General features: G+C 43.5%; 27 protein-coding genes. All 27 read right to left on the bottom strand.

Features of this window, described 5'->3' with window-relative positions; all coding sequences use genetic code 11:
- Window positions 1–247: 247 nt before the first annotated feature.
- Window positions 248–610 carry a 50S ribosomal protein L17 gene (gene rplQ / locus K6T23_RS00915; protein WP_048007632.1) on the bottom strand — a complete coding sequence of 121 codons (363 nt, stop codon included), beginning with the start codon at window positions 608–610 and terminating at the stop codon, window positions 248–250.
- Window positions 611–655: 45 nt separating this feature from the next.
- Window positions 656–1,600, bottom strand: coding sequence for a DNA-directed RNA polymerase subunit alpha (locus K6T23_RS00910; RefSeq protein WP_048007631.1), 945 nt, complete (start codon window positions 1,598–1,600; stop codon window positions 656–658).
- 155 nt (window positions 1,601–1,755) lie between these two features.
- Complete coding sequence (rpsK, locus tag K6T23_RS00905) at window positions 1,756–2,145, bottom strand: 30S ribosomal protein S11 (RefSeq protein ID WP_048007630.1); 390 nt, start codon at window positions 2,143–2,145, stop codon at window positions 1,756–1,758.
- A gap of 25 nt (window positions 2,146–2,170) precedes the next feature.
- On the bottom strand, window positions 2,171–2,536 hold the full coding sequence (rpsM, locus tag K6T23_RS00900) for a 30S ribosomal protein S13 (protein ID WP_048007629.1): 366 nt from the start codon (window positions 2,534–2,536) through the stop codon (window positions 2,171–2,173).
- A 23-nt stretch (window positions 2,537–2,559) separates the two neighbouring features.
- Entirely contained in the window at window positions 2,560–2,673 is a 114-nt protein-coding gene (gene rpmJ, locus K6T23_RS00895; RefSeq protein ID WP_003156543.1) for a 50S ribosomal protein L36, read from the bottom strand.
- Window positions 2,674–2,711: 38 nt separating this feature from the next.
- Complete coding sequence (gene infA / locus K6T23_RS00890; RefSeq protein ID WP_048007628.1) at window positions 2,712–2,930, bottom strand: translation initiation factor IF-1; 219 nt, start codon at window positions 2,928–2,930, stop codon at window positions 2,712–2,714.
- The gene (locus K6T23_RS00885) at window positions 2,917–3,240 is read right to left on the bottom strand and encodes a KOW domain-containing RNA-binding protein (RefSeq protein ID WP_218247767.1); all 324 of its coding nucleotides are present in this window, start codon (window positions 3,238–3,240) and stop codon (window positions 2,917–2,919) included. Before K6T23_RS00885 ends, infA begins: the two co-directional genes overlap by 14 nt.
- 15 nt (window positions 3,241–3,255) lie before the next feature.
- Window positions 3,256–4,002: a type I methionyl aminopeptidase gene (gene map / locus K6T23_RS00880; protein WP_053429945.1), complete on the bottom strand. Its 747-nt coding sequence runs from the start codon at window positions 4,000–4,002 to the stop codon at window positions 3,256–3,258.
- A complete protein-coding gene (locus K6T23_RS00875; protein ID WP_056541791.1) occupies window positions 4,002–4,652 on the bottom strand; it encodes an adenylate kinase in 651 nt (216 codons plus the stop codon). Before K6T23_RS00875 ends, map begins: the two co-directional genes overlap by 1 nt.
- 61 nt (window positions 4,653–4,713) lie before the next feature.
- Window positions 4,714–6,006 (bottom strand): preprotein translocase subunit SecY, encoded by a 1,293-nt coding sequence (gene secY, locus K6T23_RS00870; protein ID WP_048007625.1) that lies wholly within the window; start codon window positions 6,004–6,006, stop codon window positions 4,714–4,716.
- Entirely contained in the window at window positions 6,006–6,446 is a 441-nt protein-coding gene (gene rplO, locus K6T23_RS00865) for a 50S ribosomal protein L15 (protein WP_048007624.1), read from the bottom strand. The genes secY and rplO overlap by 1 nt, the downstream gene beginning before the upstream one ends.
- A 32-nt stretch (window positions 6,447–6,478) precedes the next feature.
- Window positions 6,479–6,661 (bottom strand): 50S ribosomal protein L30, encoded by a 183-nt coding sequence (gene rpmD / locus K6T23_RS00860; protein WP_048007623.1) that lies wholly within the window; start codon window positions 6,659–6,661, stop codon window positions 6,479–6,481.
- A 13-nt stretch (window positions 6,662–6,674) separates the two neighbouring features.
- A complete protein-coding gene (gene rpsE, locus K6T23_RS00855) occupies window positions 6,675–7,175 on the bottom strand; it encodes a 30S ribosomal protein S5 (protein ID WP_048007622.1) in 501 nt (166 codons plus the stop codon).
- 21 nt (window positions 7,176–7,196) lie between these two features.
- Window positions 7,197–7,559, bottom strand: a complete 363-nt coding sequence (rplR, locus tag K6T23_RS00850) for a 50S ribosomal protein L18 (protein WP_048007621.1) — start codon at window positions 7,557–7,559, stop codon at window positions 7,197–7,199.
- A 33-nt stretch (window positions 7,560–7,592) separates the two neighbouring features.
- Window positions 7,593–8,132: a 50S ribosomal protein L6 gene (gene rplF, locus K6T23_RS00845; RefSeq protein WP_048007620.1), complete on the bottom strand. Its 540-nt coding sequence runs from the start codon at window positions 8,130–8,132 to the stop codon at window positions 7,593–7,595.
- Between the two features lie 30 nt (window positions 8,133–8,162).
- The gene (rpsH, locus tag K6T23_RS00840; protein ID WP_048007619.1) at window positions 8,163–8,561 is read right to left on the bottom strand and encodes a 30S ribosomal protein S8; all 399 of its coding nucleotides are present in this window, start codon (window positions 8,559–8,561) and stop codon (window positions 8,163–8,165) included.
- Between the two features lie 30 nt (window positions 8,562–8,591).
- Complete coding sequence (locus K6T23_RS00835; RefSeq protein ID WP_010191505.1) at window positions 8,592–8,777, bottom strand: type Z 30S ribosomal protein S14; 186 nt, start codon at window positions 8,775–8,777, stop codon at window positions 8,592–8,594.
- A gap of 13 nt (window positions 8,778–8,790) precedes the next feature.
- A complete protein-coding gene (gene rplE, locus K6T23_RS00830) occupies window positions 8,791–9,330 on the bottom strand; it encodes a 50S ribosomal protein L5 (RefSeq protein WP_048007618.1) in 540 nt (179 codons plus the stop codon).
- Between the two features lie 17 nt (window positions 9,331–9,347).
- Complete coding sequence (rplX, locus tag K6T23_RS00825; protein WP_048007617.1) at window positions 9,348–9,677, bottom strand: 50S ribosomal protein L24; 330 nt, start codon at window positions 9,675–9,677, stop codon at window positions 9,348–9,350.
- 37 nt (window positions 9,678–9,714) lie between these two features.
- On the bottom strand, window positions 9,715–10,083 hold the full coding sequence (gene rplN, locus K6T23_RS00820; protein ID WP_053429947.1) for a 50S ribosomal protein L14: 369 nt from the start codon (window positions 10,081–10,083) through the stop codon (window positions 9,715–9,717).
- A gap of 41 nt (window positions 10,084–10,124) precedes the next feature.
- Window positions 10,125–10,388 carry a 30S ribosomal protein S17 gene (gene rpsQ / locus K6T23_RS00815; protein ID WP_053429948.1) on the bottom strand — a complete coding sequence of 88 codons (264 nt, stop codon included), beginning with the start codon at window positions 10,386–10,388 and terminating at the stop codon, window positions 10,125–10,127.
- A 21-nt stretch (window positions 10,389–10,409) separates the two neighbouring features.
- On the bottom strand, window positions 10,410–10,610 hold the full coding sequence (rpmC, locus tag K6T23_RS00810; RefSeq protein ID WP_048007616.1) for a 50S ribosomal protein L29: 201 nt from the start codon (window positions 10,608–10,610) through the stop codon (window positions 10,410–10,412).
- Window positions 10,600–11,034: a 50S ribosomal protein L16 gene (gene rplP, locus K6T23_RS00805; RefSeq protein ID WP_053429949.1), complete on the bottom strand. Its 435-nt coding sequence runs from the start codon at window positions 11,032–11,034 to the stop codon at window positions 10,600–10,602. Before rplP ends, rpmC begins: the two co-directional genes overlap by 11 nt.
- Before the next feature lie 2 nt (window positions 11,035–11,036).
- Window positions 11,037–11,693 (bottom strand): 30S ribosomal protein S3, encoded by a 657-nt coding sequence (gene rpsC / locus K6T23_RS00800; protein ID WP_048007614.1) that lies wholly within the window; start codon window positions 11,691–11,693, stop codon window positions 11,037–11,039.
- 3 nt (window positions 11,694–11,696) lie between these two features.
- Entirely contained in the window at window positions 11,697–12,038 is a 342-nt protein-coding gene (gene rplV / locus K6T23_RS00795) for a 50S ribosomal protein L22 (protein ID WP_048007613.1), read from the bottom strand.
- A 21-nt stretch (window positions 12,039–12,059) separates the two neighbouring features.
- The gene (gene rpsS / locus K6T23_RS00790) at window positions 12,060–12,338 is read right to left on the bottom strand and encodes a 30S ribosomal protein S19 (RefSeq protein ID WP_048007612.1); all 279 of its coding nucleotides are present in this window, start codon (window positions 12,336–12,338) and stop codon (window positions 12,060–12,062) included.
- A 60-nt stretch (window positions 12,339–12,398) separates the two neighbouring features.
- Window positions 12,399–13,229 (bottom strand): 50S ribosomal protein L2, encoded by an 831-nt coding sequence (rplB, locus tag K6T23_RS00785; protein ID WP_053429950.1) that lies wholly within the window; start codon window positions 13,227–13,229, stop codon window positions 12,399–12,401.
- Window positions 13,230–13,233 lie beyond the last annotated feature (4 nt).

The following is a 13,233-nucleotide window of genomic DNA, read 5'->3' as shown; positions in this document are numbered from 1 at the left end:
CTTATCAAAAAATGCCCATATACAAAAAAAAGCCTGCACCCCGTCCAAAGAAAAGAAGTCTTTTCTTGTTCAATCCATTGAACAGCTTCTATGCCTATAGAAGTTGGAAGGGGTGCACGAGCTAGACGAGTCAGCCTGAGCTGCTCATCGTAACGCTCTGCTTTTCATCGACATGCACTTATACAAAAAGGGCAAAGAACAGTTAAGGATTAACTGTCCCGCCCTTAATGTTAGTCGTCACGAATTATTAAACTAATTCGATGATTGCCATTGGAGCACCGTCACCGCGACGAGGACCAACCTTCATGATGCGAGTATATCCACCTTGGCGCTCTGTGTAGCGTGGAGCGATGTCAGCGAACAACTTTTGAAGAGCATCTTGGTTAGTTTCAGCGTTAGCAACTTCTTTACGAATGTATGCACCTGCTTGGCGACGAGCATGAAGATCACCGCGTTTACCTAGAGTGATCATTTTCTCCACAACCGAACGAAGTTCTTTCGCACGAGTTTCAGTTGTTTCGATGCGCTCGTTGATGATTAGGTCTGTAGCTAAATCACGTAGCATTGCTTTACGTTGAGCACTTGTACGTCCTAACTTTCTGTAAGCCATTAAGGGTTCCCTCCTTTGTTGAGTCTATCTATAGAAAGAAGTTGATCAGTCGTCTTTACGCAATCCAAGTCCAAGGTCTTCAAGTTTAACTTTGACCTCTTCAAGGGATTTACGTCCAAGATTCCGTACTTTCATCATATCTTCTTCAGTTTTGTTAGCAAGTTCTTGCACAGTGTTGATTCCAGCACGCTTCAAGCAGTTGTAAGAGCGAACGGAAAGATCCAATTCTTCGATAGTCATCTCAAGAACTTTCTCTTTTTGATCCTCTTCTTTTTCAACCATGATTTCAGCGTTCTGCGCCTCATCTGTAAGGCCAACGAAAATATTAAGATGTTCTGTCAGAATCTTAGCTCCCAAAGAAATAGCTTCCTTAGGTCCAATACTTCCATCAGTCCATACATCAAGGGAAAGTTTATCGTAGTTGGTCATTTGACCGACACGCGTATTCTCCACCTGATAGTTAACGCGAGATACTGGAGTGTAAATAGAATCGATTGGGATCACGCCAATTGGAAGATCTTCACGCTTGTTTTGATCTGCAGGTCGGTAACCACGTCCGCGAGCTGCGCTTAGACGCACACGGAAATGACCACTTTTCGATAATGTCGCGATGTGTAAATCGGGGTTTAACACTTCAACATCACTATCGTGAGTAATATCAGCAGCCGTAACGACGCCTTCACCCTGCACATCAATTTCCAACGTCTTCTCTTCATCAGAGTAGATCTTCAACGCCAGCTTTTTGATATTCAAAATGATGGATGTTACATCCTCTACGACGCCTTCAATTGTTGAAAACTCATGCAGTACTCCATCTATTTGAATAGATGTGACAGCGGCACCTGGGAGTGACGATAGTAGGATACGACGTAAGGAGTTACCCAAAGTTGTACCATATCCACGCTCAAGTGGTTCTACGACGAACTTTCCATATGTGGCATCATCGCTGATCTCAACCGTTTCAATTTTTGGCTTTTCAATTTCGATCATTAATATTTACCCTCCTTCAAAACGTCGAACTCCGGTCTAAAGTCCGAAATTCCCCTTGTTTACGTTCCCTATTGTGCACCAACAACTGGTTACTTTTCTGAACATTTTGTATCATAACCCATTATAGACAACGATACAAAATTTATACAGAGAAATTAAACGCGGCGACGTTTTGGCGGACGGCATCCATTATGAGGAACTGGAGTGACGTCTCTGATTGCAGTAACTTCAAGACCTGCAGCTTGAAGCGCACGGATTGCAGCTTCACGACCAGCACCAGGACCTTTAACTGTTACTTCGAGAGTTTTCAAACCGTGTTCCTGAGAAGCTTTAGCAGCTGTTTCAGCAGCCATTTGTGCTGCGAATGGTGTAGATTTACGAGATCCTCTGAATCCTAGTGAACCTGCACTTGACCATGCAACAGCGTTTCCGTGAACATCAGTAATAGTTACGATTGTGTTATTGAATGTAGAACGGATGTGAGCAATACCGGCTTCGATATTCTTTTTCACACGACGTTTACGAGTGTTTTGTTTACGTGCCATACTAAGAAGTAACCTCCTTTACCTATTATTTTTTCTTGTTAGCTACAGTTTTACGAGGACCTTTACGTGTACGTGCATTGTTCTTCGTATGTTGACCACGAACAGGTAGTCCACGACGGTGACGAAGACCGCGATAAGAACCGATTTCCATCAGACGTTTGATGTTGAGTGAGATTTCACGACGAAGGTCACCCTCAACTTTCAATTTGTCGACGATATCACGGATTTTACCAAGTTCGTCCTCAGTAAGATCGCGAACGCGAGTATCTTCTGATACACCGGCTTCAGCCAAGATTTTAGCAGCAGTGTTTTTACCAATTCCATAGATGTATGTTAATGAAATGACAACACGTTTGTCACGTGGAATGTCTACACCAGCAATACGTGCCATAGTGATTCGCACCTCCTTTAAGTTTAGCCTTGTTTTTGTTTGTGTTTAGGGTTTTCACAGATAACCATGACTTTTCCTTTTCTGCGGATGACTTTGCATTTTTCGCAGATAGGTTTTACAGATGGTCTGACTTTCATCTTATTCTAACCTCCTTGATAGTACGGAGTGCAATAGATTATTTGTAACGATAAGTGATTCTACCTTTAGTCAAGTCATATGGTGAAAGTTCGACAGTCACCTTATCACCAGGCAGGATACGGATGAAGTGCATACGGATCTTCCCTGATACATGAGCATGAATGGTATGACCATTTTCTAATTCTACTTTAAAAGTAGCATTCGGCAAAGTTTCTAGTACTTTACCTTCAACTTCAATTACATCATCTTTTGCCATTGAACGCGTCTCCCTTCTTCTCGCTTATTTCTTCTACAAACTTCGAAACTGCATGGCGCAGTTTACCGTTCGTCACTCTGCCTGTTTCCATCATACTGTTATGAACTTCTGGAGAAACATGGTCACACATTTGAAGATGCCGGATGTTCTTCCGTTTTGGGCGGTCGAACCTTCTTTTATCTCCATCTGCGATGAGTACAAAACGTTCATCCAATTGCTGAACAACGATCGAGTAGCTTCCACGTTCATTTCCAGTAAGGACCTGAACGATTTGGCCGATCCTCGGTATCGTTGATTCTGACTCGATCAATCCAATCACCTTCACTCAGGCTTTCGTCAAAATCTCATAGCCTTCTTCAGTAATTGCAATGGTGTGTTCAAAGTGCGCACACATTTTATCATCAACTGTGACAACAGTCCAGTTATCCGAAAGTGTCTTCACATATCGGCTTCCTGCGTTTACCATCGGTTCAATTGCCAGTACCATGCCAGGCTTCAGACGCGGACCTTTGTTTGGCGGTCCATAATGAGGGATTTGCGGGTCCTCATGTAAGTCTTGACCAACACCGTGTCCCACATACTCACGAACGATTGAAAAGCCATTGGCCTCCACAAAAGTTTGTATACTATGAGAGATATTCGACAAACGTTCGCCTGGCTTCGCCTCTTTCAGTCCCAGAAAAAGTGATTCCTCTGTTACATCGAGAAGCTTTTGAGTTTCATCATCTATTGTCCCAACAGGATAAGTCCAAGCTGAATCCCCATGATAGCCTTGATATTTCGCCCCGATATCGAGACTGATAATATCGCCATTCTTAAGGACGCGATCCCCTGGAATCCCGTGAACAAGTTCATTATTCACTGAGGCACAGATGCTGCCACGAAACCCATTATACCCTTTAAAAGATGGAATTGCATCATGTTTACGAATGAATTTCTCAGCGATTGCATCCAATTCCTTCGTCGATATTCCCGGAGAAATATGTTTTTGCAATTCCGCATGAGTCAAAGCCACGATCTTGCCAGCATGGCGCATGATCTCAATCTCCCTCGGAGTTTTGCAGATGATCATTATGAAAGGCCTCCGAGAAGTTCATCGATGTCAGCAAACACCAAGTTGATGTCTTGTTGACCGTTGATATTCTTGAGATACCCTTTATCTTCGTAGTATGAAAGCAGTGGTTGAGTTTGCTTGATGTTGACGTCAAGACGGTTTTGAACCGTTTCTTCGTTATCATCGGCACGTTGGTAGAGTTCGCCTCCACAGCGTGTGCAAACACCTTCTTCTTTCGGTGGATTAAAGACAAGATGATACGTAGCGCCGCACTCTCTGCAGATCCTGCGACCTGTCAAACGCTCCATCAGGATGTCTTTATCTACGTCGATGTTAATGACATAATTCATTTTTTTACCAAGATCAGCTAGGATGTTCTCAAGTGCTTCTGCTTGAGCAACCGTTCTAGGAAACCCGTCCAGTAAGAAGCCCTTATTGCAGTCCTCTTTGCTTAAACGTTCACCGACGATGCCGATCGTTACCTCATCAGGTACCAAATCACCATTGTCCATGAAAGATTTAGCCTTCAAACCTAGCTCTGTGCCTCCCTTGATGGCTGCACGGAACATGTCACCGGTAGAAATATGGGGGATACCATACTTTTCTACGATCTTTTCAGCTTGAGTGCCTTTTCCTGCACCTGGTAAGCCCATTAGAACTATATTCACTCGAACTCCCCCTAATTGTCTATAAAACGGCTTCAGGAACAGAATGTTCCCGAAAACCCTCTTATTTGATGAATCCTTTGTAGTGACGCTTCACAAGCTGAGATTCCAGTTGTTTCATCGTCTCAAGCGCAACACCTACTACGATGAGTAAGCTTGTTCCGCCGATTTGAGCCGACTGCGGCAATCCTGCAAAATTAATGAAGAATACCGGTAAAACTGCAATGATGGCAAGGAAGGCGGCACCTACAATTGTTAGACGATACAGAACGCGAGTGAGATATTCCTGTGTGTTCTTCCCTGGTCTGATACCCGGGATGTAACCACCCTGCTTCTTCAAGTTCTCGGACATTTGCTCCGGATTGACTTGAATGAAAGCATAGAAATACGTAAATGCGACGATCAACGCCACATAAATGATCATTCCGACTGGTTTCGTATAATCAAAGATGTATTGAATCGTATCTGTCACATTGTTGTTTCCAAAGAAGGATGAGATCGTCTGTGGAGTGATGATAAAGGAAATCGCAAAGATTACCGGAATAACACCCGCAGCATTCACCTTCAATGGGATATGCGTTGACTGTCCACCAACCGGACTACGCCCCACTAAACGTTTTGCATATTGAATCGGAATTTTACGAAGTGCTTGTTGAATGAACACTACTCCAACTACGATTGCAATGACTGCCAAAACAAGAAGTGCAAGAACCACAATGCGAAGGAAGAGCTGTTCACCAGCACCTTCGATTTGTTGTGCATAGATTTGGTTTACAGTGTTCGGGATGGCTGCGACGATACCTGCAAAGATCAGGATCGAAATACCATTTCCAACACCTTTAGCCGTGATTTGTTCACCCAACCACATAAGAAAAGCCGTACCGGCCGTCAATACTAACGCAATAAGAAGGTACGTACTTGGTCCCGGGCTTTGAATGAGCATCCCACCATAGATTCTATTGAAGCCATAGGACATACCGAAAGCTTGAATAAAACCTAAGATGATGGTGAAATATCGTGTGAACTGGGCTAATTTACGACGACCCACTTCGCCTTGCTTCGACCATTCCGTAAACTTCGGAACAACATCCATTTGCAGGAGCTGTACGATGATGGAAGCCGTGATATACGGCATGATCCCCATCGCGAAGATCGAGAAGTTCTGAAGTGCACCGCCACCAAACGTATTCAGGAATCCGAGGAGCCCCGCCTGGTCTTGCATTTTCAATACTTCAGCGTCTACGTTTGGTACCGGGATAAAGGTACCAAGACGAAAGACAATTAACATTAGAAGGGTGAAGATAATTTTATTTCTTATATCACCCACGCGCATAAAATTGGAGACAGTTCGAAACATTAGATCACCTCGGTTGTACCGCCAGCAGCTTCGATAGCTTCTTTAGCAGTGGTTGAGAATTTAGTTGCTTTAACAGTAAGCTTTTTCTCGATTGAACCTTTACCAAGAATCTTGATTCCTGCTTTTTCGTTACTTACCACACCAGTTTCAACTAGTAGGGCTGGAGTAACTTCTGTACCATCTTCGAAGCGATTTAATGCGTCAAGGTTGACGATTGCATACTCTTTACGATTGATGTTCGTGAATCCACGTTTAGGAAGACGTTGGAATAATGGAGTTTGACCACCTTCGAAGCCAGGACGAGTTCCACCGCCTGAACGGGCGTTTTGTCCTTTATGACCTTTACCAGATGTCTTACCATTACCTGAACCAATACCACGTCCTACACGGTTACGGACTTTACGAGAACCTTCTGCAGATTGTAATTCATGTAATTTCATGTCGGCACCTCCTTCTTTATAAACGTTAGGAATTATTTTTCAGTTACAGTCACAAGGTGAGAAACCTTGTTGATCATGCCGCGGATTGCAGCATTATCTTGTTGCTCGACTGTTTGATGCATTTTGCGAAGTCCCAAAGCTTCAACAGTTTTACGTTGATCTTGAGGACGGCCAATGATGCTGCGAGTGAGGGTAATTTCTAGTTTATTAGCCATCGTTATCCCTCCCTTAACCTAAGATCTCTTCTACTGATTTACCACGTAGTTTTGCTACGTCTTCAGCACGCTTAAGTTGTGTAAGACCTTGGATTGTTGCGCGAACCATGTTGATTGGAGTGTTAGATCCCAATGACTTAGAAAGGATATCTTGAACACCAGCCAACTCCAGTACCGCACGGACAGGTCCACCAGCGATGATTCCAGTACCGGCAGAAGCTGGCTTGATCAGGATTTGTCCTGCGCCAAACTGACCAGTAACTTGGTGAGGTGTAGTTCCACCTACCATAGGAACTTCGATTAGATTTTTCTTCGCATCTTCAATCGCTTTACGGATTGCATCTGGTACCTCTTGCGCTTTACCAGTTCCGAAGCCAACATGGCCGTTTTTGTCACCTACTACTACTAGAGCAGCAAAGCGGAAACGACGTCCACCTTTAACAACTTTCGCAACACGATTGATTGTAACTACGCGTTCTTCAAATTCGAGTTTGCTTGAATCAATACGACTCATCTGGATTGTCCCTCCTTTTTATTAAAATTCTAGGCCGTTTTCACGAGCTGCTTCAGCCAAAGCTTTAACGCGGCCATGGTATAGATATCCACCACGGTCGAATACCACTGATTTAAGGCCTTTTTCTACAGCTTTTTTCGCAACTAGTTCTCCAACTTTCGCTGCTGCTTCAACAGTTGCAGTTGCTTCAGTTCCGAAATCTTTATCTTGAGAAGATGCACTCACTAGAGTTACACCATTAGTATCATCGATAAGTTGAGCGTAGATATTTTTATTAGAACGGAAAACGTTCAGACGAGGACGAGTTTCAGTTCCAGTAATTTTTGAACGGACACGGGCATGTCTTTTCTTACGTGTTTTGTTCTTATCTGGCTTAGTAATCACCTACGGTCACTCCTTTCTTTAGCCTACGCGGCATTATTTACCTGTTTTACCTTCTTTACGACGAACATATTCGCCTTCGTAGCGAATACCTTTTCCTTTGTAAGGCTCAGGAGAACGTACTGCACGGATGTTAGCAGCTAATGCGCCAACGCGTTCTTTGTCGATTCCTTTGATGGAAATCTTAGTGTTTGCTGGTACTTCGATCTCGATGCCTTGTTCTGGTTCGATCTCAACTGGGTGAGAGTAACCAACGTTAAGCACAAGTTTCGTACCTTGTTTTTGAGCACGGTAACCAACACCGACTAGCTCTAGGTTGCGTTGGAATCCTTTAGAGACACCTTCAACCATGTTCGCGATCAAAGCACGAGTTGTACCGTGAAGCGCGCGGTGTTCTTTAGCATCAGAAGGACGGGTAACTGTAGCAGTTGTCCCTTCTACTTCTACTTTAATATCTGAATTGAATGTACGAGAAAGTTCCCCTTTAGGTCCTTTTACAGTGACGAGATTGTTCTCAGCTACTGTAATTGTAACATCAGATGGAATTTCGATTGGTAGTTTACCTACACGTGACATCCTGTTGCACCTCCATTCGTTTAAAAAATATTACCAAACGTAAGCTAGTACTTCTCCGCCAACTTGTTTAGCGCGGGCTTCTTTGTCAGTCAAGACACCTTGAGAAGTTGATACAAGCGCGATACCCAGTCCGTTAAGAACTTTAGGTACTTCTGTAGATTTTGCATATACACGTAAACCAGGTTTAGAGATACGCTTCAATCCAGTGATTACACGTTCGTTGTTGCTTCCGTATTTCAAGAAGATACGGATAAGACCTTGTTTGTTGTCTTCCACGTATTCTACATCACGTACGAAACCTTCACGTTTAAGGATTTCAGCGATTTCTTTCTTGATGTTAGAAGCAGGAACTTCTAGTCTTTCGTGACGAACCATGTTCGCATTACGGATGCGAGTAAGCAAATCTGCAATTGGATCTGTCATTGTCATAATAATTTACCTCCTTCCCAATATAGGGTTTTACCAACTAGCTTTCTTAACGCCAGGAATCTGACCCTTGTATGCAAGTTCACGGAAACAAATACGGCAAAGCTTGAATTTACGGATGACTGAATGAGGACGTCCGCAACGCTCACAACGTGTGTACGCTTGAACATTATGCTTTGGAGTACGTTTTTGTTTCGCAATCATTGATTTTTTAGCCACGATTTCGCCTCCCTTACTTTTGGAATGGCATTCCGATTTGTGTCAATAATTCACGAGCTTCTTCGTCTGTGTTTGCAGTAGTTACGATAACGATATCCATACCGCGTACTTTAGACACTTTATCATAATCGATCTCAGGGAAAATCAATTGCTCTTTAACTCCAAGAGTGTAGTTACCGCGACCGTCGAATGCTTTTTTAGAAACACCACGGAAGTCACGTACACGTGGAAGTGAAACAGAAATCAATTTGTCTAGGAATTGGTACATGCGCTCGCCGCGAAGAGTTACTTTCGCACCGATTGGCATACCTTCACGAAGACGGAAACCTGCGATTGATTTTTTAGCTTTAGTTACAACTGGTTTTTGACCAGTGATTTGCATCAACTCATCAACTGCTACGTCAAGAGATTTTGAGTTTTGTACAGCATCGCCGACACCCATGTTGACAACGATTTTCTCAACTTTAGGCACTTCCATTACTGATTTGTAATTGAATTTGCTTACTAAAGCCGGGCTGATTTCTTTTTGGAATTTTTCTTTTAGGCGGTTCATACAGAATACCTCCCTTCTTAGTTATCTTTATCGTTGTTAAGTGGAAGAACTTCACCTGATTTTTTTGCAACACGTACTTTTTTGCCGTCTTCTGTTTTGTAGCCTACACGAGTCGGTTCGTTCGTCTTAGGATCCAAGATCATAACGTTCGATACGTGAACAGAAGCTTCCTGACTGATGATTCCACCTTGTGGGTTCATCTGTGAAGGTTTCGCGTGTTTTTTCACAACGTTGATTCCTTCAACCAGTACACGGTCTTTTTTAGGGAATGCAGCAAGAACAACACCTGTTTTGCCTTTGTCTTTCCCGGTAATAACCATTACTTTATCGCCTTTTTTTACATGCATTTCATCGCACCTCCTTGAATGGCCCAATGGTAATCTATTAAAGAACTTCTGGAGCTAGAGAAACAATTTTCATGAAGTTGCTGTCGCGTAGTTCACGGGCAACTGGTCCGAAGATACGAGTACCACGTGGTCCTTTGTCGTCACGGATGATCACACATGCGTTCTCATCGAACTTGATGTATGTTCCATCTTGACGGCGCACACCAGACTTAGTACGTACGACAACTGCTTTGACTACTTCACCTTTTTTAACAACGCCACCTGGTGTTGCTTGTTTTACTGTACACACGATAACATCACCGATGTTAGCCGTTTTGCGTCCAGATCCACCAAGCACTTTAATGGTTAGCACTTCACGTGCACCAGAGTTGTCAGCAACTTTCAAACGTGATTCTTGTTGAATCATGTAGGTAACCTCCCTTCGGAATAAAAACTATCCGAACTGTATTAGATAATAACTGCTTTCTCAACAACTTCTACTAAACGGAAACGTTTTGTAGCAGATAGTGGGCGAGTCTCCATGATGCGTACGATGTCGCCGATTTTTGCTTCGTTGTTCTCATCATGAGTTTTGAACTTCTTAGAGTACTTTACGCGCTTGCCGTATAGAGAATGCTTTTTGTAAGTTTCTACCATAACCGTTACTGTTTTGTCCATTTTATCGGAAACAACACGGCCAGTGTAAACCTTACGTTGGTTGCGGTCACTCATTTAAGCAAACCTCCTCTCAAATTAATTGTTAACCCCGATCTCTCTTTCACGGATGACAGTTTTCATACGAGCGATTCCTTTGCGGACTTGGCTGATACGAGCAGTGTTCTCAAGTTGGCCAGTCGCAAGTTGGAAGCGAAGGTTGAATAGCTCTTCTTTAAGGGTCTTTACTTTTTGTTCAATTTCGGCAGTGGTTAGGTCACGAATTTCATTAGTTTTCATTGGATTCACCACCAATTTCTTCTCGTTTTACAAACTTGCATTTGATTGGAAGCTTGTGCGCTGCAAGACGAAGTGCTTCACGAGCAACCTCTTCAGATACACCAGCAATTTCGAACAAGATTTTCCCAGGTTTTACGACTGCTACCCAGCCTTCAGGAGCACCTTTACCGGAACCCATCCGTACTTCTAGAGGTTTTGCAGTGTAAGGCTTATGAGGGAAGATTTTAATCCAAACTTTACCGCCACGTTTCATGTAACGAGTCATAGCGATACGAGCGGATTCGATTTGGCGGTTTGTGATCCATGAAGCTTCAGTAGCTTGAAGACCGTATTCACCGAATGCTACTTCCTGACCGCCTTTTGCGCGACCACGCATTTTACCACGGTGTTCGCGGCGATGTTTAACGCGTTTAGGTAATAACATAATTATTTGCCTCCTTCCTCAGATTTCTTCTTTGTAGGAAGAACTTCTCCACGGTAGATCCATACTTTGACACCAAGTTTACCGTAAGTTGTGTCAGCTTCTGCATGAGCATAGTCGATGTCAGCACGAAGTGTATGAAGTGGAACAGTACCTTCACTGTAGTGTTCAGCACGAGCGATATCAGCTCCGCCAAGACGGCCAGATACTTGAGTTTTGATTCCTTTAGCGCCAGCACGCATTGCACGTTGGATCGTTTGCTTTTGAGCACGACGGAAAGAAACACGGTTTTCAAGTTGACGAGCGATGTTTTCAGCGACTAGTTTCGCATCAACGTCTGCACGTTTGATTTCAACGATATTGATGTGTACACGTTTAGCAGTAAGCTCGTTAAGTGCTTTACGAAGAGCTTCAACTTCAGTACCACCTTTACCGATAACCATACCTGGTTTAGCCGTATGAATTGTAATGTTGATTCGGTTTGCAGCGCGTTCGATTTCTACTTTAGAAACAGAAGCGTCTACTAAGCGTTTAGCAATATATTCACGGACTTTGATGTCTTCGTGTAATAGATTAGCGTAATCTTTATCTGCGTACCATTTAGATTCCCAATCACGAATTACACCGACACGGAGTCCGACCGGATGTACTTTTTGACCCACAGCTTATCCCTCCTTCTTTTCTGATACTACAAGTGTAATGTGACTTGTACGTTTGTTGATTTGGCTTGCACGACCCATCGCACGAGGACGGAAACGTTTAAGCGTTGGTCCTTCATTTACATAAGCCTCAGTTACTACAAGGCTGTTGATGTCCATGTCATAGTTATGCTCTGCGTTTGCGATAGCAGATTTAAGTACTTTCTCGATTACTGGTGAAGCTGCCTTAGGCGTGTGATTAAGAATCGCAACTGCTTCTCCAACTTGCTTACCTCGGATTAGATCAACGACTAAACGTACTTTACGAGGAGCAATACGTACTGTTCTTGCAACAGCTTTTGCTTGCATTAGGATACCCTCCCCTCAATTTTAGCGTCTTGTTTTCTTATCGTCACTACCGTGACCTTTGTAAGTACGTGATGGCGCGAATTCGCCAAGCTTGTGACCTACCATGTCTTCAGTGACGTATACAGGTACATGTTTACGACCATCGTAAACTGCGATAGTGTGACCGATGAATGCTGGGAAAATCGTTGAACGACGAGACCAAGTTTTAACAACTTGTTTGCCTTCAGTTTCGTTCAATTTTTCGATCTTGTTAATCAAATGATCATCAACAAAAGGTCCTTTTTTTAAGCTACGACCCATGGTTGAACCTCCCTTCGTGATTGGTCTACGGCTCTTTGATCGAACCGTAGTACAATCCCGTTATTTTTTGCGGCTACGCACGATAAATTTATCAGATTTATTGTTTTTCTTACGTGTTTTGTATCCAAGAGTCGGTTTGCCCCAAGGAGACATTGGTGATTTACGTCCGATAGGAGCGCGTCCTTCACCACCACCGTGTGGGTGATCATTAGGGTTCATTACAGAACCACGGACAGTTGGGCGCTTGCCTAACCAGCGTGAACGACCGGCTTTACCGATGTTGATCAATTCGTGTTGTTCATTTCCAACTTGACCTACAGTAGCACGACAAGCAGAAAGGATCATGCGAGTTTCACCAGAGTTCAAACGAACAAGTACGTATTTGCCTTCTTTACCAAGAACTTGTGCAGAAGTACCTGCAGAACGTACAAGCTGACCGCCTTTACCAGGTTTAAGCTCGATGTTGTGTACGATTGTACCAACAGGGATGTTGATAAGTGGAAGTGCGTTACCCACTTTGATATCTGCTTCAGATCCAGACATTACTTCCATACCTACAACCAAAGTTTTAGGAGCCAGGATGTAACGCTTTTCACCATCAGCGTAGTTGATTAGTGCAATGTTAGCAGAGCGGTTTGGATCGTATTCGATCGTAGCAACGCGTCCAGGTATACCATCTTTTTCACGTTTGAAGTCGATGATACGGTATTGACGCTTGTGACCGCCGCCTTGATGACGAACTGTTAACTTACCTTGGTTGTTACGACCACCCTTTTTGTGCAGGGGCGCTAGAAGTGATTTTTCAGGAGAATCAGTAGTGATCTCTGCGAAATCAGAGCTAGTCATGCCGCGACGACCATTAGAGGTAGGTTTATACTTTTTAATCGCCATGTTT

It is taken from the genome of Rossellomorea marisflavi (assembly GCF_022170785.1).
In the GTDB taxonomy this organism is placed as follows: domain Bacteria; phylum Bacillota; class Bacilli; order Bacillales; family Bacillaceae_B; genus Rossellomorea; species Rossellomorea marisflavi_B.
This window is presented reverse-complemented; position numbering and strand designations above follow the sequence as displayed.

Excerpts from the sequence above, each read along its gene's own strand:
- rplQ (WP_048007632.1), bottom strand. The coding sequence starts at position 610 with ATGGCTTACAGAAAGTTAGGACGTACAAGTGCTCAACGTAAAGCAATG.
- rplO (WP_048007624.1), bottom strand. The coding sequence starts at position 6,446 with ATGAAATTACATGAATTACAATCTGCAGAAGGTTCTCGTAAAGTCCGT.
- rplN (WP_053429947.1), bottom strand. The coding sequence starts at position 10,083 with ATGATTCAACAAGAATCACGTTTGAAAGTTGCTGACAACTCTGGTGCA.
- secY (WP_048007625.1), bottom strand. The coding sequence starts at position 6,006 with ATGTTTCGAACTGTCTCCAATTTTATGCGCGTGGGTGATATAAGAAAT.
- rpsQ (WP_053429948.1), bottom strand. The coding sequence starts at position 10,388 with ATGAGTGACCGCAACCAACGTAAGGTTTACACTGGCCGTGTTGTTTCC.
- rpsE (WP_048007622.1), bottom strand. The coding sequence starts at position 7,175 with ATGAGTCGTATTGATTCAAGCAAACTCGAATTTGAAGAACGCGTAGTT.
- rpmD (WP_048007623.1), bottom strand. The coding sequence starts at position 6,661 with ATGGCTAATAAACTAGAAATTACCCTCACTCGCAGCATCATTGGCCGT.
- rplF (WP_048007620.1), bottom strand. The coding sequence starts at position 8,132 with ATGTCACGTGTAGGTAAACTACCAATCGAAATTCCATCTGATGTTACA.
- rplX (WP_048007617.1), bottom strand. The coding sequence starts at position 9,677 with ATGCATGTAAAAAAAGGCGATAAAGTAATGGTTATTACCGGGAAAGAC.
- K6T23_RS00910 (WP_048007631.1), bottom strand. The coding sequence starts at position 1,600 with ATGATCGAAATTGAAAAGCCAAAAATTGAAACGGTTGAGATCAGCGAT.
- map (WP_053429945.1), bottom strand. The coding sequence starts at position 4,002 with ATGATCATCTGCAAAACTCCGAGGGAGATTGAGATCATGCGCCATGCT.
- rplV (WP_048007613.1), bottom strand. The coding sequence starts at position 12,038 with ATGCAAGCAAAAGCTGTTGCAAGAACAGTACGTATTGCTCCTCGTAAA.
- rplB (WP_053429950.1), bottom strand. The coding sequence starts at position 13,229 with ATGGCGATTAAAAAGTATAAACCTACCTCTAATGGTCGTCGCGGCATG.
- rpsH (WP_048007619.1), bottom strand. The coding sequence starts at position 8,561 with ATGACAATGACAGATCCAATTGCAGATTTGCTTACTCGCATCCGTAAT.
- rpsM (WP_048007629.1), bottom strand. The coding sequence starts at position 2,536 with ATGGCACGTATTGCTGGTGTAGACATTCCACGTGACAAACGTGTTGTC.
- rplE (WP_048007618.1), bottom strand. The coding sequence starts at position 9,330 with ATGAACCGCCTAAAAGAAAAATTCCAAAAAGAAATCAGCCCGGCTTTA.
- rpmJ (WP_003156543.1), bottom strand. The coding sequence starts at position 2,673 with ATGAAAGTCAGACCATCTGTAAAACCTATCTGCGAAAAATGCAAAGTC.
- rpsK (WP_048007630.1), bottom strand. The coding sequence starts at position 2,145 with ATGGCACGTAAACAAAACACTCGTAAACGTCGTGTGAAAAAGAATATC.
- infA (WP_048007628.1), bottom strand. The coding sequence starts at position 2,930 with ATGGCAAAAGATGATGTAATTGAAGTTGAAGGTAAAGTACTAGAAACT.
- rpmC (WP_048007616.1), bottom strand. The coding sequence starts at position 10,610 with ATGAAAACTAATGAAATTCGTGACCTAACCACTGCCGAAATTGAACAA.
- rpsS (WP_048007612.1), bottom strand. The coding sequence starts at position 12,338 with ATGGGTCGTAGCTTAAAAAAAGGACCTTTTGTTGATGATCATTTGATT.
- rplP (WP_053429949.1), bottom strand. The coding sequence starts at position 11,034 with ATGTTATTACCTAAACGCGTTAAACATCGCCGCGAACACCGTGGTAAA.